21 protein-coding genes and 1 tRNA gene are annotated in these 21,077 nt (G+C 60.2%); 20 read left to right on the forward strand and 2 right to left on the reverse strand.

The features are described 5' to 3' along the window. Positions 1-5 precede the first annotated feature (5 nt). Positions 6-458, reverse strand: coding sequence for a ferric iron uptake transcriptional regulator (gene fur / locus BJN45_RS10130; protein WP_076094823.1), 453 nt, complete (start codon positions 456-458; stop codon positions 6-8). 95 nt (positions 459-553) lie between these two features. Here fur and BJN45_RS10135 point away from each other — a divergent pair, with 95 nt between their 5' ends. From BJN45_RS10135 to BJN45_RS10165, 7 genes are all read left to right on the forward strand, one after another. Then, positions 554-1,036 (forward strand): outer membrane protein assembly factor BamE, encoded by a 483-nt coding sequence (locus tag BJN45_RS10135; protein WP_076095267.1) that lies wholly within the window; start codon positions 554-556, stop codon positions 1,034-1,036. Positions 1,037-1,039: 3 nt separating this feature from the next. After that, positions 1,040-1,846 (forward strand): 4-hydroxy-tetrahydrodipicolinate reductase, encoded by an 807-nt coding sequence (gene dapB / locus BJN45_RS10140; RefSeq protein ID WP_076094824.1) that lies wholly within the window; start codon positions 1,040-1,042, stop codon positions 1,844-1,846. Positions 1,847-1,851: 5 nt separating this feature from the next. Further along, positions 1,852-4,410 (forward strand): response regulator, encoded by a 2,559-nt coding sequence (locus tag BJN45_RS10145; RefSeq protein ID WP_083651191.1) that lies wholly within the window; start codon positions 1,852-1,854, stop codon positions 4,408-4,410. Between the two features lie 126 nt (positions 4,411-4,536). Next, the gene (gene carA / locus BJN45_RS10150) at positions 4,537-5,697 is read left to right on the forward strand and encodes a glutamine-hydrolyzing carbamoyl-phosphate synthase small subunit (protein WP_205750576.1); all 1,161 of its coding nucleotides are present in this window, start codon (positions 4,537-4,539) and stop codon (positions 5,695-5,697) included. A gap of 21 nt (positions 5,698-5,718) precedes the next feature. Then, positions 5,719-8,925, forward strand: coding sequence for a carbamoyl-phosphate synthase large subunit (gene carB, locus BJN45_RS10155; protein WP_076094827.1), 3,207 nt, complete (start codon positions 5,719-5,721; stop codon positions 8,923-8,925). Between the two features lie 68 nt (positions 8,926-8,993). Then, the gene (gene greA, locus BJN45_RS10160) at positions 8,994-9,470 is read left to right on the forward strand and encodes a transcription elongation factor GreA (protein WP_076094829.1); all 477 of its coding nucleotides are present in this window, start codon (positions 8,994-8,996) and stop codon (positions 9,468-9,470) included. Between the two features lie 5 nt (positions 9,471-9,475). Then, positions 9,476-9,937: a DUF4149 domain-containing protein gene (locus tag BJN45_RS10165; protein WP_076094832.1), complete on the forward strand. Its 462-nt coding sequence runs from the start codon at positions 9,476-9,478 to the stop codon at positions 9,935-9,937. Here the strand turns inward: BJN45_RS10165 and BJN45_RS10170 are convergent, their stop codons facing one another. Then, positions 9,938-10,291 carry a YhbY family RNA-binding protein gene (locus BJN45_RS10170; RefSeq protein WP_076094835.1) on the reverse strand — a complete coding sequence of 118 codons (354 nt, stop codon included), beginning with the start codon at positions 10,289-10,291 and terminating at the stop codon, positions 9,938-9,940. Positions 10,292-10,324: 33 nt separating this feature from the next. Here BJN45_RS10170 and rlmE point away from each other — a divergent pair, with 33 nt between their 5' ends. The 13 genes from rlmE to nuoF all read left to right on the forward strand — a co-directional run bounded on the left by rlmE (position 10,325) and on the right by nuoF (position 21,061). Beyond that, complete coding sequence (gene rlmE, locus BJN45_RS10175) at positions 10,325-10,942, forward strand: 23S rRNA (uridine(2552)-2'-O)-methyltransferase RlmE (protein WP_076094837.1); 618 nt, start codon at positions 10,325-10,327, stop codon at positions 10,940-10,942. 55 nt (positions 10,943-10,997) lie between these two features. Beyond that, positions 10,998-12,878, forward strand: coding sequence for an ATP-dependent zinc metalloprotease FtsH (ftsH, locus tag BJN45_RS10180; protein WP_076094839.1), 1,881 nt, complete (start codon positions 10,998-11,000; stop codon positions 12,876-12,878). Positions 12,879-12,925: 47 nt separating this feature from the next. Next, positions 12,926-13,765 (forward strand): dihydropteroate synthase, encoded by an 840-nt coding sequence (folP, locus tag BJN45_RS10185; protein ID WP_083651228.1) that lies wholly within the window; start codon positions 12,926-12,928, stop codon positions 13,763-13,765. Then, the gene (glmM, locus tag BJN45_RS10190) at positions 13,758-15,113 is read left to right on the forward strand and encodes a phosphoglucosamine mutase (protein ID WP_076094843.1); all 1,356 of its coding nucleotides are present in this window, start codon (positions 13,758-13,760) and stop codon (positions 15,111-15,113) included. The genes folP and glmM overlap by 8 nt, the downstream gene beginning before the upstream one ends. Positions 15,114-15,196: 83 nt before the next feature. Then, positions 15,197-15,946 (forward strand): triose-phosphate isomerase, encoded by a 750-nt coding sequence (tpiA, locus tag BJN45_RS10195; protein ID WP_076094845.1) that lies wholly within the window; start codon positions 15,197-15,199, stop codon positions 15,944-15,946. A 12-nt stretch (positions 15,947-15,958) separates the two neighbouring features. Next, positions 15,959-16,330 carry a preprotein translocase subunit SecG gene (secG, locus tag BJN45_RS10200; RefSeq protein ID WP_076094847.1) on the forward strand — a complete coding sequence of 124 codons (372 nt, stop codon included), beginning with the start codon at positions 15,959-15,961 and terminating at the stop codon, positions 16,328-16,330. A 52-nt stretch (positions 16,331-16,382) separates the two neighbouring features. Further along, positions 16,383-16,467 (forward strand) — tRNA-Leu (locus BJN45_RS10205). Between the two features lie 62 nt (positions 16,468-16,529). After that, positions 16,530-16,904, forward strand: a complete 375-nt coding sequence (gene ndhC, locus BJN45_RS10210) for an NADH-quinone oxidoreductase subunit A (protein WP_076094849.1) — start codon at positions 16,530-16,532, stop codon at positions 16,902-16,904. A 9-nt stretch (positions 16,905-16,913) separates the two neighbouring features. Beyond that, the gene (locus BJN45_RS10215; RefSeq protein WP_076094851.1) at positions 16,914-17,390 is read left to right on the forward strand and encodes a NuoB/complex I 20 kDa subunit family protein; all 477 of its coding nucleotides are present in this window, start codon (positions 16,914-16,916) and stop codon (positions 17,388-17,390) included. 18 nt (positions 17,391-17,408) lie between these two features. Continuing rightward, positions 17,409-18,014 carry an NADH-quinone oxidoreductase subunit C gene (locus tag BJN45_RS10220; protein WP_076094852.1) on the forward strand — a complete coding sequence of 202 codons (606 nt, stop codon included), beginning with the start codon at positions 17,409-17,411 and terminating at the stop codon, positions 18,012-18,014. Beyond that, positions 18,007-19,260, forward strand: coding sequence for an NADH-quinone oxidoreductase subunit D (locus BJN45_RS10225; protein ID WP_076094854.1), 1,254 nt, complete (start codon positions 18,007-18,009; stop codon positions 19,258-19,260). The genes BJN45_RS10220 and BJN45_RS10225 overlap by 8 nt, the downstream gene beginning before the upstream one ends. Then, positions 19,260-19,733, forward strand: coding sequence for an NADH-quinone oxidoreductase subunit NuoE (gene nuoE / locus BJN45_RS10230; protein ID WP_076094856.1), 474 nt, complete (start codon positions 19,260-19,262; stop codon positions 19,731-19,733). Before BJN45_RS10225 ends, nuoE begins: the two co-directional genes overlap by 1 nt. Further along, on the forward strand, positions 19,733-21,061 hold the full coding sequence (gene nuoF / locus BJN45_RS10235) for an NADH-quinone oxidoreductase subunit NuoF (RefSeq protein WP_170873071.1): 1,329 nt from the start codon (positions 19,733-19,735) through the stop codon (positions 21,059-21,061). Before nuoE ends, nuoF begins: the two co-directional genes overlap by 1 nt. Positions 21,062-21,077 lie beyond the last annotated feature (16 nt).

Consider the following 21,077-nt stretch of genomic DNA (forward strand, 5'->3'; position numbering starts at 1 on the left):
AAGACTTATTCTTCAGCGTCGTGCAGTTCCGGACGGTTCCGGTTCGGACAGGCTTCCTTGGTGCATTGCGCGTAGAGATAGAGCGCGTGATCCTGGATCTTGAAGCCGCGGTCCTCGGCAATCATGTTTTGCCGACGCTCGATTTCCGGATCGTAGAACTCCTCGACTCGCCCACAATCGACGCAGACCAAGTGGTCGTGGTGTTTGCCGCGGTTGATTTCGAAAACTGCTTTGCCGGATTCGAAGAAGTGGCGTTCGAGCAGGCCGGCCTGCTCGAATTGCGTGAGTACCCGGTAAACGGTGGCCAGACCGATATCCATGTTTTCGGAGATCAGCATGCGGTAGACGTCTTCTGCCGTCATGTGGCGCATCGTGCCCTTTTCGAACAGCTCAAGAATCTTCAGGCGAGGAAAGGTGGCTTTCAGACCGATGTTCTTGAGGCTCTGGGGGTCGCTCATCGTGGTTGTTCCTGTTCTTGCGCGGGGCTGGGAGAGTGATTATTTCGGGTATGATATACCGCTTCACAGCCGATACGAAACCTCCGGAAATCCGCATGCGCCGTTCCCGCACCCTGTTCCTTGTCGCAGCCTGCGCGCTGCTTGCAGCTTGTGCCTACAAGCCAAGCTTCATCAACGAATACAAGATCGACGTCCAGCAAGGCAATGTGCTGACCCAGGACATGGTCGCCCAGCTCAAACCGGGGCAGACCCGGGAGCAGGTTCGTTTCATCCTTGGCAGTCCGCTGATCTCGGACATCTTTCACCGCCAGCGCTGGGATTACGTCTATCGCTTCCGCGAAGGACGTACCGGTGATGTCCAGTCGCGTCAGTTCTCGGTTTTCTTTGACACAGATGGTCGGCTGGAGCGTGTTTCGGGCGATGTGGATGTGGCTTCCGTCGAGGAGCTGACGGCGCCGGTGTCACGTACCCGTGTGGTCGATCTCGGATCGATTTCCGCGGAAGCCGCTGCCGAGCAGGCGCCGGCCATTGAAGAGCCGGGGTTTTTCCGGCGCATGATGAACAAGGTCGGGTTGTAAGCCATGAACAAAGCAAGAATCGGTATTGTCGGTGCGGGCGGTCGCATGGGCCGCATGTTGATCGAAGCCATTCTGAAGGATGATTCGGTGGTTCTTGGTGCCGCCTTCGATGTGCCCGGCAGCCCGGCGATTGGTGCCAATGCCGGGGTGCTGGTCGGCATGGTGAGCGATGTCGTGATTTCCGCCGATCTGGTGAACGGCATGAAGGATATCGACTGCCTGATAGATTTTACGCGTCCGGAAGGTACGCTCGAGCACCTCGAGATATGTCGCAAGGCCGGTGTCGGCATGGTGATCGGGACGACCGGTTTGGACGCCGGAGGCAAGGCGGCAATCGCCGAGGCCGCCAGGGACGTGCCGGTTGTTTTTGCGCCGAACATGGCGGTTGGTGTCAATCTGGTCTTCAAGTTGCTCGATACCGCAGCCCGTATTCTCAACGAAGGTTACGACATCGAGATTGTCGAGGCGCATCACCGGATGAAGGTTGACGCGCCTTCGGGTACCGCCTTGCGCATGGGCGAAGTCGTTGCTGCAGCGCTCGGGCGCGATCTCGCCGACTGCGCCGTGTACGGACGCGAAGGCGTCACCGGTGAGCGTGATCCATCGACCATCGGATTTGCCACGGTACGCGGCGGCGATATTGTCGGTGACCATACCGTCATGTTCTGCGGTCTTGGCGAGCGCGTTGAGGTCACGCACAAGGCCAGCAGCCGCCTGCCGTATGCGCATGGCAGCCTGCGTGCGGCTCGTTTCATTGCCGGCCGTGAAAACGGCCTGTTCGACATGCAGGACGTGCTCGGCTTCCGCTGACTCCGATGAAATCCCGTCTGCTGCAGCGCCAGCTCCAGGAGTTGTTCGGTGGCGAAGGCGAAGCCGGGTTTCAGCAACTGCTGGAGAGGGCAAGGGCGCAGGGGAGTGCAGACCTCGCGCAGGTGGTCGAGAAACTGATCGAGCGGGTTGATGCGTCATACGCTGCCTACGCCGGTCTCAGCAACTGGACCAGCGTGCTTTCAGGTGATGCGCTGGTTGACTGGAACCTGCGCAGCGGCAGTGTCGATTCCGGGCGCCAGTGGAAGGAAATGCTGGGTTACGCCCAGGTGGATATCGACGATACCATCGTCCAGTGGCAGCGCCTGCTGCATCCCGAGGATCTGCGCCTGCTGCAGTCGCGCATGGCCGTCCATATTGCCAACCGTGATCGCTGGTTCGAACTCGAGTGCCGGCTCCGGGCGAAGGACGCTACCTGGCGCTGGTTCATGGTGCGGGGCGCCGTTGCCGCTCGCGATGCTGGCGGCGAGCCGGCGCGCATGCTGGTGCTGCAGCGCGACATCAGCCAGATCAAGGCCGCCGAAGCAGACCTGATTGCGGCCAAGGAAAGCGCCGAATCGGCGAACAAGGCGCGTGGCGCCTTTCTGGCAAACATGAGCCACGAAGTCCGGACGCCGATGAACGGCATCATCGGGATGACCGAACTGGCGCTGGATACCGAACTGGATGCCGAGCAGCGGCATTATCTGAAAACCGTGAAATCGTCGGCAGAGTCGCTGCTGACCATCGTTAACGACATTCTTGATTTCTCGAAGATCGAAGCAGGGCGCATGGAAGTCGAGGCGGTTTCCTTTCTGGTGCATGATGTCGTGCTGGAGGCGGTGCGTGTCCTGGCGGTCAACGCCCACCGCAAGGGCCTGGAGCTGGTGGTCGATATCCGGCCGGAAGTGCCTGGACGCATGGTTGGCGATCCGACCCGGCTGCGTCAGGTGCTGATCAATCTGGTCGGCAATGCCATCAAGTTTACCGAGGCTGGCGAAGTCGTGGTCACGGTGGCGATCAGCCGGGCAGATGTTCGTGAAAGCGAATTGCACGTGGCCGTTCGTGATACCGGAATCGGTGTGCCCAGAGAAAAGCAGCAGTCGATTTTCGATGCGTTTTCCCAGGCCGACGTATCGACGACCCGGCGTTTTGGCGGGACCGGGCTGGGCCTGGCGATCTGCGCGAAGCTGGTGCAGTTGATGGAGGGGAAAATCTGGCTGGAAAGTGTCGAAGGCCAGGGTTCGGTGTTTCATTTTACGGTTTGTCTGCGCGTCGATCCCGGTAGTGCGCTTGTCGCCCAGGCGGCGCAGGCGACGTATCGTGGCCGTCGGGCGTTGATCATCGAAGACAGCCCGGTGGCCGGTCACTGCATGCTGGCGATGCTGGAAGGCTTTGGCGTGCAGGCATCGCTGGTGGCGGATGCCGCCCAGGCTGTTGCCGCGATGGATAACAGCCGGCGCATGGAATTCCCCTTCGATTATTTGTTTGTCGATGCCGCCATGGCCCCACCGGCTGGCATGGCGCTGGTTGAGAGCTGGCGCCAGGCGGGGCAGCGTGAGCGCCTGATGGTCATGCTGACAACCGAGAATCAGCGTCAGGATCTGGGTCGGCTGCGCGAGTTGGGGGTTACGGTTCATCTGGTAAAACCGGTTGGTGCCGGCGATCTAGAGGTTGCGCTGGGGTTGGCCGAGGTTTCCGGTGGCGGTGCGTCGGCAACGCTTGAGCTGGACGCCTTCGAGGTTGATGAGGTGGCGCAGGCCTCGGCGGTGCGAGGCTTGCGTGTTCTTCTCGTCGAGGACAATCCGGTCAATCAGGAACTGGCGCTTCGTCTTCTTGAACGTCGCGGACACCAGGTCAAGGTGGCGAACAACGGCGCCGAGGCGGTGGATATGTTCGATAGGGGCTCGTTCGAGGTCATCCTGATGGACATGCAGATGCCGGTGATGGGGGGCATCGAGGCGACCGAGGCGATTCGTTCGCACGAAATGCGCCGCAGCTGGGTCGTGTCGCACGAGATGAAGCCGATCTACATCATCGCGATGACGGCCAATGTCATGGAAAGCGATCGCGAACGTTGTCTGGCGGCAGGGATGAATGATTACGTTGCCAAGCCTTTGCGCCCGGAGGATCTCTTTGATGCCCTGGCGCGCGCATCCGGCGACGAGTCGGGAGCGATTTCGCTGGTGGCGCCGGTGGCTGTGCGAACGCATGCCTCAGGACTGGATCTGAAGGCGGCCCTGGACAATCTGGGCGATGTGGATCTGCTGGCAACGATGGCCGAGATGCTGCTCGGCGAGTGGCAGAGCCACCTGGATAACCTGAAACGCTCGCTTGATGCCCGGGATATCGTGGCGGTTCGCATGCACTCGCATACCCTGAAAAGCCTGGTGGCGATGTTCCACGCTGAAGGCGCTCGCCGGCATGCGCTTGCGATCGAGCATGCGGTCATGGCCGAAGAGCTTGACTGGTTGGCGTGCACCACAGCCTTTCAGGCGCTGGCTCTGGAGATGGAGCGGATTCGGCCGCACCTGCAGACCTTTGTCGAGACTCGCCTAATTCCTTGAATTTGCCTGAAAAGGCGGTTTTCAGCTAAAATGCGAAGGTTAAAAAAAGCACAAGCGGGGAGGCGCGAGCCTTCCCGCTTGGCACATGAACAAGCAGAAAATAACAGGAGAGCCGTCGTGTCGCTGCTGCCCTCATTCATACCCGCCATTCTCGCCCTCGCCGACGGAACGGTTTTCAAGGGCCAATCCATCGGCGCTGATGGTGTCACCAGTGGCGAGGTGGTGTTCAACACCGCCATGTCCGGTTACCAGGAAATCCTTACCGATCCTTCCTACTGCCGGCAGATCGTTACGCTGACTTACCCGCATATCGGCAACACCGGTTGCAATGCGGAGGATTTCGAGTCCGCCGCCAATCACGCCGCCGGCCTGGTCATTCGCGACCTGCCGCTGGTCGCCTCCAGCTGGCGTTCGCAGGAAGACCTGTCGTCGTATCTGAAAAAGCACGGCATCGTTGCCATTGCCGGCATCGATACGCGCAAGCTGACCCGCATTCTGCGCGAGAAGGGTGCGCAGGCTGGTTGCATCCTCGCAGGCGAAGTCGATGAGGCAAAGGCCCTGGCTGCTGCCCGCGCCTTCCCCGGGCTGGCCGGCATGGATCTGGCCAAGGTTGTTTCGGCCACCTCGGGCTATGCCTGGAGCGAAGCCGAGTGGACGCTGACCGGTTACAAGCAGGCCGCCGCGCCGCGCTTCCATGTCGTTGCCTATGACTTCGGGGTCAAGCGCAACATCCTGCGCATGCTCGCCGAGCGTGGCGTCAAGCTGACCGTCGTGCCGGCCCAGACGCCGGCTGCCGAAGTTCTGGCGATGAAGCCGGACGGTGTTTTCCTGTCCAATGGCCCGGGCGATCCGGAGCCTTGCGATTACGCCATCGCGGCGATTCGCGAGTTCCTTGACCGTGGTATCCCGACCTTCGGCATCTGCCTCGGCCATCAATTGCTGGCGCTGGCTTCCGGGGCGAAGACGCTGAAGATGAAGTTCGGTCACCACGGCGCCAACCATCCGGTCAAGGATATGGATACCGGCCAGGTGCTGATCACCAGCCAGAACCACGGTTTTGCGGTCGACGCCGATTCCCTGCCGAAAAACCTGCGGGCCACGCATGTCTCGCTGTTCGACGGTTCGCTGCAGGGGATTGCCCGTACCGACGTGCCGGCCTTCTCCTTCCAGGGACACCCGGAAGCGAGCCCCGGCCCGCACGACGTGGCTTACCTGTTCGATCGCTTCCTTGACACCATGACGCGGGGCGCGGTTGCGTTGTCCCCTGCGCTCAACAACGCGCAATAAGCGGCACAGAGAGAGATAAAGATGCCGAAACGTACAGACATCAAGAGTGTTTTGATCATTGGTGCCGGCCCGATCATCATCGGCCAGGCCTGCGAATTCGACTACTCCGGTGCCCAGGCCTGCAAGGCACTGCGCGAGGAGGGTTACAAGGTCATCCTGGTGAATTCGAACCCGGCGACGATCATGACCGACCCGGAAATGGCCGACGTCACCTACATCGAGCCGATCACCTGGCAGGTTGTCGCCAAGATCATCGAGAAGGAGCGCCCGGACGCGCTGCTGCCAACGATGGGCGGCCAGACCGCGCTGAACTGCGCGCTCGACCTCGACCGTGAGGGCGTCCTCGCCAAGTTCAACGTCGAGCTGATCGGCGCTTCCAAGGAAGCCATCGACAAGGCCGAGGATCGCCAGAAGTTCAAGGACGCGATGACCAAGATCGGTCTCGGTTCGGCCCGCTCGGCCACTGCGCACAGCATGGAAGAGGCTTACCAGGTGCAGGCGACGATCGGTTTCCCGACGATCATCCGGCCGTCGTTCACGCTCGGCGGTACCGGCGGCGGCATTGCCTACAACATGGAAGAGTTCGAGACCATCTGCAAACGCGGTCTCGAAGCCTCGCCGACCAACGAGCTGCTGATCGAAGAATCGCTGCTTGGCTGGAAGGAATACGAGATGGAAGTGGTCCGCGACAAGGCGGACAACTGCATCATCATCTGCTCGATCGAAAACCTCGATCCGATGGGCGTGCATACCGGTGACTCGATCACCGTTGCCCCGGCGCAGACGCTGACCGACAAGGAATACCAGATCCTGCGCAACGCCTCGATCGCCGTGCTGCGCGAAATCGGCGTCGATACCGGTGGTTCGAACGTGCAGTTCTCGATCAACCCGAAGGACGGTCGGATGATCGTCATCGAGATGAATCCGCGCGTGTCGCGTTCGTCGGCGCTGGCTTCCAAGGCGACCGGCTTCCCGATCGCCAAGATCGCCGCCAAGCTGTCGGTCGGCTACACGCTCGACGAACTCTCCAACGACATTACCGGCGGCAAGACGCCGGCGTCGTTCGAGCCGTCGATCGACTACGTCGTCACCAAAGTGCCGCGTTTCGCCTTCGAGAAGTTCCCGCAGGCCGATTCGACGCTGACGACGCAGATGAAGTCGGTCGGCGAAGTCATGGCCATCGGCCGCACCTTCCAGGAATCGCTGCAGAAGGCGCTGCGTGGTCTGGAAGTCGGTGTGGATGGCTTCAATCTGAAGACGGTCGATCCGGAAACCATCGACGAGCAACTGGCGCGTCCGTCGCCGGATCGCCTGTGGTACGTTGCCGATGCTTTCGGTGTCGGCATGTCGGTCGACAAGGTTTTCGAACTGACTAAGATCGATCCGTGGTTCCTCGAGCAGATCAAGGAAATCGTCGATCTCGAACTGGCCGTGGAAAAACGCGAATTTTCGTCGTTGACCGCAGAAGAGCTGCGTTTCCTGAAGCGCAAGGGCTTTGCCGACCGTCGTCTGGCCTATTTGCTGAAAACCAGCGAATCCGACTTCCGCAAGCGTCGTCATGAGCTGAATGTCCGTCCGGTGTACAAGCGCGTCGATACCTGCGCCGCCGAATTCGCCACCGGCACGGCCTACATGTACTCGACCTACGAGGACGAGTGCGAAGCCAAGCCGACCGACAAGAAGAAGATCATGGTCCTGGGTGGCGGTCCGAACCGCATCGGCCAGGGCATCGAGTTCGACTACTGCTGCGTGCATGCCGCCATGGCGATGCGCGAAGACGGTTACGAGACGATCATGGTCAACTGCAACCCGGAAACGGTTTCCACCGACTACGACACCTCCGATCGCCTGTACTTCGAGCCGCTGACGCTGGAAGACGTACTCGAAATCTGCGCCATCGAGAAGCCGGTCGGCGTCATCGTCCAGTACGGCGGCCAGACGCCGCTGAAGCTGGCGCTGGCGCTGGAAGCCAATGGCGTGCCGATCATCGGCACGACGCCGGAATCGATCGACATCGCCGAAGACCGCGAGCGCTTCCAGAAGCTGCTGCACGACCTCGGCCTGAAGCAGCCGCCGAACCGCACGGCGCGTACCGAAGAAGATGCGCTGCGCCTGGCACAGGAAATCGGCTACCCGCTGGTTGTCCGTCCGTCTTACGTGCTCGGCGGCCGGGCCATGGAAATCGTCCATGAGCAAAAGGATCTCGAGCGCTACATGCGTGAAGCGGTCAAGGTTTCCAACGATTCGCCGGTGCTGCTCGACCGCTTCCTCAACGACGCCGTCGAGTGCGACGTCGATGCGCTGTCCGACGGCGTGGAAGTGATCATCGGTGGCGTCATGGAACACATCGAACAGGCTGGCGTGCACTCCGGCGACTCGGCCTGCTCGCTGCCGCCGTACTCGCTGTCCGCCGCCGTCCAGGACGAACTGCGCCGGCAGACCCAGTTGATGGCCAAGGCGCTGAATGTCTGTGGCCTGATGAACGTGCAGTTCGCGATCAAGGACAACGACGTCTACGTGCTGGAAGTGAATCCGCGCGCCTCGCGGACCGTGCCCTACGTCTCCAAGGCGACCGGCCTGCAGCTGGCCAAGATTGCCGCCCGCTGCATGGCCGGCAAGAGCTTGAAGGCCCAGGGCGTGACCCGGGAAGTGGTGCCGCCGTATTTCTCGGTCAAGGAAGCCGTCTTCCCGTTCGTCAAGTTCCCGGGTGTCGATACCATTCTTGGCCCGGAAATGAAGTCGACCGGAGAAGTCATGGGGGTCGGTGTCACCTTCGCCGAGGCTTTCGTCAAGTCGCAACTGGCGGCCGGCGTCAAGCTGCCGTCGTCGGGCCGGGTTTTCCTGTCGGTCAAGGACAGCGACAAGCCGAAGGCGATCGAGATTGCCCGTCACCTGCATGAAGCCGGCTTCCAGCTGGTTGCCACGCGCGGTACGGCGCATGCCATCGAGGCTGCCGGCTTGCCGGTGCAGCCGGTCAACAAGGTGACCGAAGGTCGCCCGCACATCGTCGACATGATCAAGAACAACGAGATTTCGTTGATCATCAACACCGTCGAGGAAAAGCGCGGCGCGATCAACGACTCGCGTTCGATCCGGACCTCGGGCCTGCAGGCGCGGGTGACGATGTACACGACGATCTGGGGTGCCGAGGCCGCTGCCGAAGGTATCCGCAATCTTGGCGAACTCGTGGTATATCCGATTCAGGCGCTGCACCAGCAGCTTCACTGAGACCAACCAGAACCACCGCCGGGTCGTCCCGTTCGGGCGCCGGCGGTTTTGCTTTTGCAGGGAAAAACATGAGCAAAGTCCCGTTGACCGTAAAAGGTGCCGAGAAACTCCGCGAGGAGTTGCATCGCCTGAAAACCGTCGATCGCCCGTGGGTGATCGGCGCCATCGCCGAGGCGCGCGCGCACGGCGACTTGTCGGAAAATGCCGAGTACGATGCCGCCAAGGAGCGCCAGGGTTTCATCGAAGGACGCATCCAGGAAGTCGAGGGCAAACTCTCGAACGCCCAGATCATCGACCCGACGCTGCTTGATGCCGATGGCCGCTGTGTTTTCGGTGCCACCGTCGAGATCGAGGATCAGGATAGCGGCGACGTCGTCGTCTACCAGATCGTTGGTGAGGACGAGGCTGACATCAAGGCGAACAAGCTGTCCGTCAATTCGCCGATGGCCCGGGCGCTGATCGGCAAGTACGCCGGCGATATCGCCCAGGTGCAGGCGCCGGGCGGCATTCGCGAGTTTGAAATCATCGACGTCCGTTACGAGTAAGCCGCATGCGCCGGATTTCCGAAGCCCTCTACCTGTTCTCCATCACGCTGTGGGCCGGCGGATTGTGGGCGATCGGTTATCTGGCGGCGCCGGTGCTGTTTTCCCAGCTGGGTGACCGGCAACTGGCCGGCATGGTCGCTGGCAAGCTGTTTGCGCTGATCGGCTGGATCGGTCTCGGAGCGGCAGCCTATCTGCTGGTCTTCCTGGTCGGTCGCTGGGGCGCGCGGGTGTTCCGGCTGGCCGGTCTGTGGCTGGTGCTGCTGATGGCGGCGATGGCCGCCGTGCAGTTGTTCGGCATCCAGCCGCTGATGGAGCAGCTGAAGCTCGATGCCCTGCCGCGCGAGGTCATGGAAAGCGTGTTGCGCGACCGCTTTGCGACCTGGCACGGCGTGTCCAGTATTCTCTACCTGGTGCAGAGCGTGCTGGGACTGTGGCTGGTTGTCTGGAGCGGCCGCGGCCTGCGCTGATCAGCCCTGGTGGCTGCGCTTGGTGCGGCGGGGTTCCGAAGAACGGGATTTTTGTGCTTTCTTGCGGTCGACCGCAGAATTTTCAGGATTTTCCCGGTAAACAATGAGTAGTTTGCCGATGTGCTGGACCGCAGTGGCAGCCAGTTCGCTGCAGATGCGTTCCAGGTAGCTCAGGCGATTCTCGCGGCTGTCGCCGTAAACACGAATCTTGATGAGTTCGTGTGCCTTGAGGCTGACATCGATTTCCTTCAGGACGGCATCGGTGAGACCATTCTCGGAAATCGATACGACGGGGTTCAGGCCGTGGGCGCGGGCGCGCAGTTCACGAATCTGGGCAGACAATAATGGCGGCATGGAATACGCTTTCAAAAACAGGCATTTTACCGAATGAAAAGAACCAGAACCAGCAAGGCCTGGATGCGCGAGCATATAAATGATCAATACGTCCAGTTGGCAAAGAAGGAAGGCTGGCGTTCGCGTGCTGCTTTCAAGCTGATGGAGATCGACGACAAGGACAAGTTGCTGAAGCGCGGCGAGGTGGTGGTCGACCTCGGCGCGACCCCAGGCGGCTGGTCCCAGGTGGCAATCCAGCGGGTGGGCGGCGAAGGTCTGGTGTTCGCGCTCGACCTGCTGGAGATGGAGCCGATCCGCGGCGTGCATTTCATCCAGGGCGATTTTCGCGAGGATGAAGTGCTGCATCAACTGGAAGAAAAACTCGGCGATCGTCGCGTGGGGCTTGTAATGTCGGACATGGCCCCCAATATGTCTGGTGTACCCCTTGTCGATCAGGCGCGGGTCATGCATCTGGCGGAACTGGGCCTCGAGTTTTCGCGGCAGCATTTGAAACCGGATGGTGCTTTCCTGGTCAAAGTCTTTCAGGGCAGTGATTACGAAAAGTTCGTCAAGGCCCTGCGCGAGACTTTTCGTACCGTCGCCGTGCGCAAACCCGACGCTTCGCGAGATCGCAGCCCGGAGATTTACTTGCTTGGCCGCACATTGCGTTGATGGTTTTGTTTAGAATGGTGTTTTTATCGCTCGACGTAGCAGAAGGAGAGCAAGCTTGAACAACATGTTCAAAAACCTCGCGATCTGGATGGTGATCGGCCTCGTGCTGATGACCGTCTTCAACCAGTTCAGTACCCGCCAGGTGGCAACCGGCGCGGTCGAGTACTCCCAGTTTCTTGAAGAAGTGAAGCAGGGACGTATCTCCAAGGTGGTCATGGAAGGTCGCACCCTGAAGGCTACGACGAACGACGGCAAGCGGATCACCACCTACTCGCCGCCGGATCTCTGGCTGGTCTCCGATCTGCTCAAGTACGACGTCAAGATCGAAGCCAAGCCGGAAGAAGAGCCTTCGTTCCTGATGAACATCTTTGTCAGCTGGTTCCCGATGCTGCTGCTGATCGGCGTCTGGGTTTTCTTCATGCGCCAGATGCAGGGTGGAGGCAAGGGCGGTGCCTTCTCCTTCGGCAAGTCGAAGGCGCGGATGATGGATGAGTCCACCAATGTCATCACCTTTGCCGATGTCGCCGGTTGCGACGAGGCGAAGGAAGAGGTCCAGGAAATTGTCGATTTCCTGCGCGATCCTTCCAAGTTCCAGAAGCTCGGCGGCCGCATTCCCAAGGGCGTGCTGATGGTCGGCAACCCGGGTACCGGCAAGACCCTGCTCGCCAAGGCAATTGCCGGCGAGGCCAAGGTGCCGTTCTTCAGCATCTCCGGTTCCGATTTCGTCGAAATGTTCGTCGGTGTCGGTGCCGCGCGTGTCCGCGACATGTTCGAGAACGCCAAGAAGCACGCACCGTGCATCATCTTCATCGACGAAATCGACGCCGTCGGTCGCCATCGCGGTGCCGGCCTGGGTGGCGGTAACGACGAGCGCGAACAGACGCTGAACCAGTTGCTGGTCGAGATGGACGGTTTTGAAGGTCATTCCGGCACCATCGTCATCGCCGCCACCAATCGTCCGGACATCCTCGACCCGGCGCTGCTGCGTCCGGGCCGTTTCGACCGCCAGGTTGTCGTGCCCTTGCCTGACATCCGTGGTCGTGAGGAAATCCTCAAGGTACACATGCGCAAGGTGCCGATCGCCGGTGACATCAAGGCTGACGTCATCGCCCGCGGTACCCCCGGTTTCTCCGGTGCCGATCTGGCCAACCTGGTGAACGAAGCGGCGCTGTTTGCCGCCCGCCGGAACAAGCGCCTGGTCGATATGGACGACTTCGAAATGGCCAAGGACAAGATCATGATGGGTGCCGAGCGCCGCAGCATGGTCATGAACGAGGAAGAGAAGCGCAATACCGCCTATCACGAGTCCGGTCATGCCGTCGTCGCCAAGCTGGTGCCGAAGTCCGATCCGGTGCACAAGGTCACGATTATTCCGCGTGGCCGGGCGCTGGGCCTGACCATGCAGTTGCCGGAAGAGGATCGCTACGCCTACGACCGCCAGTACCTGATGAGCCGTATTGCCGTGTTGTTCGGTGGCCGCATTGCCGAAGAGCTGTTCATGAACCAGATGACCACCGGCGCTTCCAATGACTTCGAGCGGGCCACTGCGATGGCGCGTGACATGGTCACCCGCTACGGCATGTCGGATCTGGGCGTCATGGTCTATGGCGAGAATGAAGGCGAGGTTTTCCTCGGTCGCTCGGTCACGCAGCACAAGAACGTTTCCGAAGCGACGATGCAGAAGGTCGATCTGGAAATCCGTCGCATCATCGATCAGCAGTACGCGCTGGCGCGTCAGTTGCTGGAAGATAACCGCGACAAGGTCGAGGCCATGACCAAGGCCCTGCTCGAGTGGGAAACCATCGATGCCGACCAGATCGACGACATCATGGATGGCAAGCCACCGCGTCCGCCGAAACCGACCCAGGGCAGCAAGCGCCCCAGCGCTTCCGATGAAACCCCGGGGGCGGAACCCAGTGCGCCGGCAACGGCCTGAGTGAATCCAGCAGGCAAGCCGGGAGATTTCTCCCGGCTTTTTTCATGATGAAAAAAATCCAGTTCGGCAGTTACCACCTCGGGATTGAGCGCCCGCTGGTGATGGGCATCGTCAACCTGACACCCGACTCCTTTTCCGGGGATGGTCTGCTTGGCGATGTTGCAGCATCGATTGCTCATGCCCGCCGGCAGCTTGAAGCGGGCGCCGATATCCTCGATATTGGCGCCGAGTCATCCCGGCCGGGGGCGGTGCCGACACCTGAAGACGAGGAATTGCGCCGTCTGTTGCCGGTGTTGAAGGAAATTGTTGGCTGGGGGGTGCCGGTATCCGTCGATACCTACAAGCCGGGCGTGATGCGCGCGGCGATCGATGCCGGGGCCAGCATGATCAACGACATTGCCGGGCTGGCTTCGCCGGAATCGCTGGCAGCGGTTGCCGGTAGCGATTGTGCAGTGTGCGTCATGCACATGCAGGGGCAGCCCGGGGTGATGCAGCAGGCGCCGGCCTATGTCGACGTGGTTGCGGAGGTCGGGAGCTGGCTGCGTGCGGCGGCCGGTCGCTGTCTGGAGGCGGGTATCGCCGGCGAACGCATCGTGCTGGATCCAGGCTTCGGATTCGGCAAGACGCTGGCGCACAATTTGTCCTTGTTTCGCGCGTTGACCGCAGAAGTCTGGGACGATTTTCCGCTGTTGGTCGGGGTGTCGCGCAAATCGATGCTCGGCGGGATCACCGGGCGACCGGTGCAGGAGCGTCTGGCTGCGAGTATCGCGGCGGCTGTGCTGGCCGCCGAGAAGGGCGCTGCCATCCTGCGCGTGCATGATGTCGCAGAAACAAGGGATGCGCTGGCAGTGTGGTCGGCCATCAACAAAGGGGAGTTAAATGACTAGAAAATATTTCGGGACTGATGGTGTACGTGGACGGGTCGGGCAGTTGCCGATCACGCCGGATTTCGTCATGCGCCTGGGCTTTTCGGCCGGCAAGGTCCTGCTCGAGCGCAGCACGATGCCAGCAGGTGAGCGCCCTGGAGTTCTGATCGGCAAGGACACGCGGGTTTCAGGTTACATGCTGGAGTCGGCGCTGGAGGCAGGTTTTTCAGCTGCCGGCGTTGATGTCTGCCTGGTCGGACCGATGCCGACCCCAGCCGTTGCCTATCTCACCCGGGCGTTGCGCCTGCAGGCCGGGATCGTCATTTCGGCATCGCATAATCCCTATTACGACAACGGGATCAAGTTTTTCTCGGCACAGGGAACAAAGCTGCCCGACGAGATGGAGCATGAAATCGAGGCCGGCATCGATCAGGAAATGCTCTGTGTCCAGTCGGCCGATCTTGGCCGGGCTCGGCGTATCGACGATGCTCGCGGGCGTTACATCGAATTCTGCAAGAGCACATTCCCCAACGATTTCGATCTGCGTGGCCTGAAGATCGTTGTCGATTGCGCGCATGGTGCGGCCTATCACATCGCCGCCGATGTGTTTCACGAACTGGGCGCTGAAGTTGTGGCCATCGGGGTGCAGCCAAACGGACTGAACATCAACGCCGAGGTTGGGGCGACTGCACCGCAGGCGTTGCGTGAAGCCGTCCTGGCCAATCGTGCCGACCTTGGCATCGCGCTGGATGGTGATGCCGACCGTATCCAGATGGCTGATGCCGAGGGGAATCTGTACGACGGCGATCAACTGCTGCTCGCCATTGTGCGCAGTCGGGCGCTGAAGCAGCCTGTGCAGGGCGTGGTCGGTACGTTGATGAGCAATCTGGCGCTGGAGCACGCATTGGGGCGGATGGGTGTGCCTTTCGTGCGGGCAGCAGTCGGTGACCGGTATGTGGTGGAAGCCCTGCATCGTAACGGCTGGCTGTATGGTGGGGAGAATTCCGGTCATATTCTTGCCCTTGATCGGCATTCGACCGGGGACGGAATCGTCGCCGGCCTGCAGGTCCTGGCCGCGTTGCGCGAGTCTGGCGGCGATCTCAAATCCCTGCTTGGCTCGCTCGTGCTGTATCCGCAGAAGTTGATCAATGTGCCGGTTGCCAAAGGGTTTGCATGGCAGGATTGTCCGTCCATCATCGAGGTGCGGGATGCTGTTGAAGCCCGTTTGGCCGGGCGTGGGCGAGTGCTGCTGCGGCCGTCGGGAACCGAGCCCTTGTTGCGGGTGATGGTCGAGGGAGAGGATGTTGTCGAAGTGGTCTCCGCGGCTGAAGAAATTGCAGCCGTGGTCCGGAGTGCGGCCGCGGGCTAGTTGGTGCCCCCGGTCTGACATTGACCCGGAGCCGGCGGACTCGCTATAATCTTCAGGTTTTTGCCATCGGAATCACTGTGTTAATGCGTCGCAAGCTAGTCGCCGGAAACTGGAAGATGCACGGCAGCCTGTCCCGAAATGGCGAGCTGCTGGGTCAGCTTGCGGCACATGCGGGTGAAATGGCCTGTGAGATGCTTGTTTGTCCGCCGTTTCCTTACCTGGCTCAGGCGCAGCTTCTGCTTGCCGGGTCCGGGATTGGCCTTGGTGCTCAGAATCTGAGCGAGCATCCGGTCGGGGCTTTTACTGGCGAGGTTTCTGCCGACATGCTGGCAGATTTCGGTTGTCGCCATGTGTTGGTGGGGCATTCCGAGCGTCGCAGCCTGTTTGCCGAGTCGGATGTTCTTGTGGCTGCCAAATTCGAAGCTGCAAGGCGTGCTGGCTTGGTGCCGGTGCTTTGTGTTGGCGAAACCCTGGCAGAGCGTGAAGCGGGTCTGACGGGGGAGGTGGTGTCGCGGCAGTTGCTGGCGGTTTTGCAGCGTACTGGTGTTGCCGCGATGCGCGATGCGCTTGTTGCCTATGAGCCGGTCTGGGCGATCGGTACGGGTCGGACGGCGACGCCGGCCCAGGCTCAGGAAGTGCATGCGGCCATCCGTTCGTTGGTTGCTGGGTATGATGCGGATGTTGCAGGTGGGTTGCGCATTTTGTACGGTGGCAGTGTCAAACCGCAGAATGCGCTGGAATTGTTCGGGCAGCCGGATATCGATGGTGGTTTGATCGGTGGTGCTGCTCTTGTTGCAGAAGATTTTTTGGCGATTTGTCGCGCCGCGAACTGATAGGCATACAAGATGAGCTGGTTGTTTTCCGTAGTACTGACTGTCCATATTCTGGTGGCGCTGGCAATTATCGGCCTGGTGCTGATGCAGCATGGCAAGGGGGCTGACATGGGGGCTGCGTTTGGTAGCGGCGCTTCCGGCAGCTTGTTTGGTGCTTCCGGTTCGGCGAACTTTCTCAGTCGCACGACCGGGGTGCTGGCGGCCGTCTTTTTTCTGACCAGTCTTTCTCTTGCCTACATTGCCTCCGACAAGCCAAAAACGGCTGGTAGTCTGATGCAAGAATCTGTACAATCGCAGGCTGTTTCGCCGGCGGCTCCGGCTGTTGGCGAAGGGTCGAATGTTCCTGCTGGTGCGGGTTCCAAGGCTCAGGATATTCCTAAGTAACGCAAGGTGGTCTGTCCGGCATGAATCCCTCGCCGGGTAGTCCAAAAGATGTGCCGACGTGGTGAAATTGGTAGACACGCTATCTTGAGGGGGTAGTGGCGCAAGCTGTGCGAGTTCGAGTCTCGCCGTCGGCACCAAAAAACTGGGCTGGTCGTTGCAATCCGGCTGACCCGTATAAAAACTGACAACTTGGCGGCGGATTATGGAAGCGTACTTTCCGATCCTTATGTTCGTGCTCGTGGGGGTTGCAGTCGGCGTTCTGCCGGTTGCGATGGGCTTCATGCTCGCTCCGCGTCGCCCGGATCCTGAAAAGCTCTCGCCCTACGAGTGCGGCTTCGAGGCTTTTGAAGATGCGCGCATGAAGTTTGACGTGCGCTATTACCTGGTTGCAATCCTTTTCATCCTGTTCGATCTTGAAATCGCGTTCCTCGTTCCGTGGGCAACCGTTTTCTCGGACATGGTTGCCATCGATTCGCTGAAGGTTTTCGGCTTTGTCGAAATGTTGATCTTCATGGGCATTCTGGCGCTGGGCGATATCTACGCCTGGGCCAAGGGTGCCCTCGAGTGGGAATGAGGGCGTTAAATGGCAATCGAAGGCATTCTTCAGGAAGGCTTTGTCACCACTACGGCTGACAAGCTGATCAACTACATGCGCACCGGCTCGATGTGGCCGATGACATTCGGTCTGGCGTGCTGTGCCGTGGAAATGATCCATGCCGGCTGCTCGCGTTATGACCTCGACCGCTTCGGCATCGTTTTTCGCCCCAGCCCGCGTCAGTCGGACGTGATGATTGTGGCCGGTACGCTGACCAACAAGATGGCGCCGGCCTTGCGCAAGGTCTACGATCAGATGGCCGAGCCACGCTGGGTCGTCTCCATGGGGTCCTGTGCCAACGGCGGTGGTTATTACCACTATTCCTATTCCGTCGTACGCGGCTGTGACCGCATCGTGCCGGTCGATATCTATGTGCCAGGCTGTCCGCCTACCGCCGAGGCCCTGTTGTACGGGCTCATCCAGCTGCAGAACAAGATACGCCGCACCAACACCATTGCTCGCTAATTTTCGAGGCTGATCCTTATGTCTGCCAAGCTGGAAGCGCTTAGCCAAAAAATGCAGGATCGTTTCGGGGACAAGATCGCTTCGTCGAAGCTTGCCCTGGGCGAACTGACCGTCGAGGTGGCGGCTGCTGATTATCGTGAGTTCATGCAGGCGCTACGCGATGAGCCTGAATTCTCGTTTGAGGAGTTGATCGACCTGTGTGGCGTCGATTATTCGACCTGGGGTGATGGTGCGTGGCAGGGCAAGCGCTTTGCTGCGGTAGTGCACCTGCTGTCGATCGCCCATAATGTCCGTTTGCGGGTTCGTGTCTATGCCGATTCCGATGAGTTTCCCGCGGTCGACTCGGTCACCGCGCTGTGGACCAGTGCCAACTGGTTCGAACGCGAGGCTTTTGATCTTTATGGCATCGCTTTCGTCGGCCATGAAGACTTGCGCCGCATCCTGACCGATTACGGCTTCATCGGTCATCCCTTCCGTAAGGACTTTCCGATTTCCGGGCATGTTGAAATGCGTTATGACCCCGATCAAGGTCGGGTGATCTATCAGCCCGTTACCATCGAACCTCGCGAAAACACCCCGCGCATTGTCCGCGAAGATACCTACGGGGATCCGTCACATGGCTGATATCCGCAATTACACCCTGAACTTCGGTCCGCAGCACCCTGCGGCCCACGGCGTGCTGCGTCTGGTGCTCGAAATGGACGGCGAAGTCGTCCAGCGTGCCGACCCGCACATCGGCCTCCTGCACCGCGCCACCGAAAAGCTGGCCGAGACTCGCACCTGGGTTCAGTCGGTGCCGTACATGGATCGCCTCGACTACGTGTCGACGATGTGTAACGAGCATGCCTACTGTCTCGGTGTCGAAAAGCTGCTGCAGATCGAGGTGCCGGAGCGCGGCAAGTATATCCGCACGATGTTCGACGAAGTCACCCGCATCCTCAACCACCTGTTGTGGATCGGCTGTCACGCCCTCGACGTCGGTGCGATGACCATGGCGCTTTATACGTTCCGCGAGCGCGAAGACCTGATGGATGCCTACGAAGCTGTCTGTGGCGCCCGTCTGCATGCCGCCTACTATCGTCCGGGCGGCGTCTATCGTGATCTGCCGGATCGCATGCCGCAATACCGCGAATCGACCTGGACCAGCGCCAAGAAGGCCAAGGATCTCAACGACAATCGCAGTGGATCGCTGCTCGATTTCCTTGAGGACTTCACTGAGCGCTTCCCGAAATACCATGCCGAATATCACACACTGCTGACCGACAACCGGATCTGGAAGCAGCGTCTGGTCAATGTCGGTATCGTCAGTCCCGAGCGGGCGATGCAACTGGGTTTCACCGGTGCCATGCTGCGCGGTTCGGGGATTGCATGGGATTTGCGCAAGAAGCAGCCCTATGCTGCTTACGACAAGGTCGATTTCGACGTGCCGGTCGGTGTCAGTGGCGACAGCTACGATCGCTACCTGGTGCGCATGGAAGAAATGCTCCAGTCGAATCGCATCATCAAGCAGTGCATTGCCTGGCTGCGTGCCAATCCGGGTCCGGTGATCACTGACAACCACAAGGTTGCGCCGCCGGATCGCGAAAGCATGAAGTCGAACATGGAAGAGTTGATCCACCACTTCAAGCTGTTCACCGAAGGTATCCACGTACCGCCGGGTGAGGCCTATGCGGCAATCGAACACCCGAAGGGCGAGTTTGGCATCTACTTCATTTCCGATGGTGCCAACAAGCCTTATCGCATGAAAATCCGTGCGCCGGGTTTTGCCCATCTGGCTGCGATGGATGAAATGGCCAACGGCCACATGCTTGCCGACGTCGTTACGATCATCGGTTCCCAGGATGTTGTTTTTGGCGAGATTGACCGCTGATGTTTTCCGCTGACACCCTAGAGAAATTTGCCCGCGAGGTCGCCAAGTACCCCGCCGATCAAAAACAGTCTGCTGTCATGGCCTGTCTGGCGCATGCTCAGGAAGCGCTCGGCTGGTTGCCACCCGAGGCGATCGAAGGCGTTGCCAATTATCTCGGCATGCCACCGATTGCGGCATACGAAGTGGCCTCGTTCTACAACATGTACGATCTGAAACCGGTCGGCAAGTACAAGATCACTGTCTGCACCAACCTGCCGTGCGCGCTTTCCGGCGGCTATCACGCTGGCGAATACCTGCAGCAGAAGCTCGGTGTCGGTTACGGCGAAACGACTGCTGACGGCAAATTCACGCTGAAGGAAGGCGAGTGCATGGGCGCTTGCGGCGATGCGCCCGTATTCATCGTCAATAATCGATCGATGTGCAGTCACATGCACCCGGAACAGATCGACAAGCTGCTTGAGGAGTGCAAATAATGGCCATGCTCGGTGCAATCACCCCGGTGCTGATGGCCGGTCTGGATGGTGACAACAGCTGGAGCCTGAAGGATTACGTGGCCCGTGGCGGTTACGAACAGCTCAAGCGCATCCTGATCAACAAGATGACCCAGGAAGACGTCATTGGCGAGGTCAAGAAATCCGTGCTGCGCGGTCGTGGTGGCGCCGGTTTTCCGACTGGCCTGAAATGGTCGTTCATGCCGCGTTCGTTCCCGGGCGACAAGTACGTTGTCTGCAATACCGACGAGGGCGAACCGGGGACCTTCAAGGACCGCGACATCATGCGCTACAACCCGCATGCGGTCATCGAAGGCATGGCCATCGCCGCCTTCGCGATGGGTGCCAATCGCGGTTACAACTATGTGCACGGCGAGATCTGGGAACTGTACAAGCGTTTCGAAGCTGCCCTGGATGAAGCGCGTGCGGCAGGTTTCATCGGCCAGAACATCCTCGGCTCGGGTTTCAACTTCGAGTTGTTTGCTCATCATGGCTACGGCGCCTATATTTGCGGTGAGGAAACAGCGCTGCTCGAGTCGATCGAAGGCAAGAAGGGGCAGCCACGTTTCAAGCCGCCGTTCCCGGCCTCCTTCGGTCTCTACGGCAAGCCGACGACGATCAACAATACCGAGACTTTCGCCTCCATTCCCTTCATCCTGAAGATGGGTGGCGAGGAATTCCTCAACCTGGGCAAGCCGAACAACGGCGGGACCAAGCTGTTTTCGGTCTCGGGCCATGTCAATCGCCCGGGCAACTACGAGATTCCGCTCGGCACGCCGTTCGCCACGCTGCTGGAAATGTGTGGCGGCATGCGCGGCGGGCGCAAGCTGAAGGCGGTCATTCCCGGCGGTTCGTCCGCACCCGTGATGCCGGCCGACGTCATCATGGATTGCACCATGGATTACGACTCGATCAGCAAGGGCGGTTCGATGCTCGGCTCCGGTGCGGTCATCGTCATGGACGAGACGGTGTGCATGGTCAAGGCGCTGGAGCGCCTGTCCTTCTTCTATCACGAGGAATCCTGCGGTCAATGTACGCCCTGTCGCGAAGGGACTGCCTGGATGTACAAGGTCGTCCATCGCATCGAAAACGGCCAGGGGCGTCCGGAGGATATCGATCTGCTGAACAGCGTGCTCGGCAATATCGCCGGTCGCACGATCTGTGCCCTTGGTGATGCTGCAGCCTTCCCGGTGCAGAGTTTCCTCAAGCATTTTGGCAGTGAATTCGAGTATCACATCGAGCACAAGACCTGTCTGGTCCCGAAGGATGTTCAGTGGGCCGGCAGCGGCTTTCACAAGATCCCGGCCTGACGGCTTACGCGTTAGT

The organism is Azonexus hydrophilus, from assembly GCF_001956855.1.
GTDB classification, from domain to species: domain Bacteria; phylum Pseudomonadota; class Gammaproteobacteria; order Burkholderiales; family Rhodocyclaceae; genus Azonexus; species Azonexus hydrophilus_A.

Coding starts and splice junctions, on each gene's coding strand:
- nuoE (WP_076094856.1), top strand. CDS start 19,260: ATGTTTTCCGCTGACACCCTAGAGAAATTTGCCCGCGAGGTCGCCAAG.
- greA (WP_076094829.1), top strand. CDS start 8,994: ATGAGCAAAGTCCCGTTGACCGTAAAAGGTGCCGAGAAACTCCGCGAG.
- BJN45_RS10165 (WP_076094832.1), top strand. CDS start 9,476: ATGCGCCGGATTTCCGAAGCCCTCTACCTGTTCTCCATCACGCTGTGG.
- glmM (WP_076094843.1), top strand. CDS start 13,758: ATGACTAGAAAATATTTCGGGACTGATGGTGTACGTGGACGGGTCGGG.
- BJN45_RS10170 (WP_076094835.1), bottom strand. CDS start 10,291: ATGCCGCCATTATTGTCTGCCCAGATTCGTGAACTGCGCGCCCGCGCC.
- BJN45_RS10145 (WP_083651191.1), top strand. CDS start 1,852: ATGAAATCCCGTCTGCTGCAGCGCCAGCTCCAGGAGTTGTTCGGTGGC.
- secG (WP_076094847.1), top strand. CDS start 15,959: ATGAGCTGGTTGTTTTCCGTAGTACTGACTGTCCATATTCTGGTGGCG.
- rlmE (WP_076094837.1), top strand. CDS start 10,325: ATGAAAAGAACCAGAACCAGCAAGGCCTGGATGCGCGAGCATATAAAT.
- BJN45_RS10135 (WP_076095267.1), top strand. CDS start 554: ATGCGCCGTTCCCGCACCCTGTTCCTTGTCGCAGCCTGCGCGCTGCTT.
- BJN45_RS10225 (WP_076094854.1), top strand. CDS start 18,007: ATGGCTGATATCCGCAATTACACCCTGAACTTCGGTCCGCAGCACCCT.
- nuoF (WP_170873071.1), top strand. CDS start 19,733: ATGGCCATGCTCGGTGCAATCACCCCGGTGCTGATGGCCGGTCTGGAT.
- tpiA (WP_076094845.1), top strand. CDS start 15,197: ATGCGTCGCAAGCTAGTCGCCGGAAACTGGAAGATGCACGGCAGCCTG.
- BJN45_RS10215 (WP_076094851.1), top strand. CDS start 16,914: ATGGCAATCGAAGGCATTCTTCAGGAAGGCTTTGTCACCACTACGGCT.
- BJN45_RS10220 (WP_076094852.1), top strand. CDS start 17,409: ATGTCTGCCAAGCTGGAAGCGCTTAGCCAAAAAATGCAGGATCGTTTC.
- dapB (WP_076094824.1), top strand. CDS start 1,040: ATGAACAAAGCAAGAATCGGTATTGTCGGTGCGGGCGGTCGCATGGGC.
- folP (WP_083651228.1), top strand. CDS start 12,926: ATGAAAAAAATCCAGTTCGGCAGTTACCACCTCGGGATTGAGCGCCCG.
- fur (WP_076094823.1), bottom strand. CDS start 458: ATGAGCGACCCCCAGAGCCTCAAGAACATCGGTCTGAAAGCCACCTTT.
- carB (WP_076094827.1), top strand. CDS start 5,719: ATGCCGAAACGTACAGACATCAAGAGTGTTTTGATCATTGGTGCCGGC.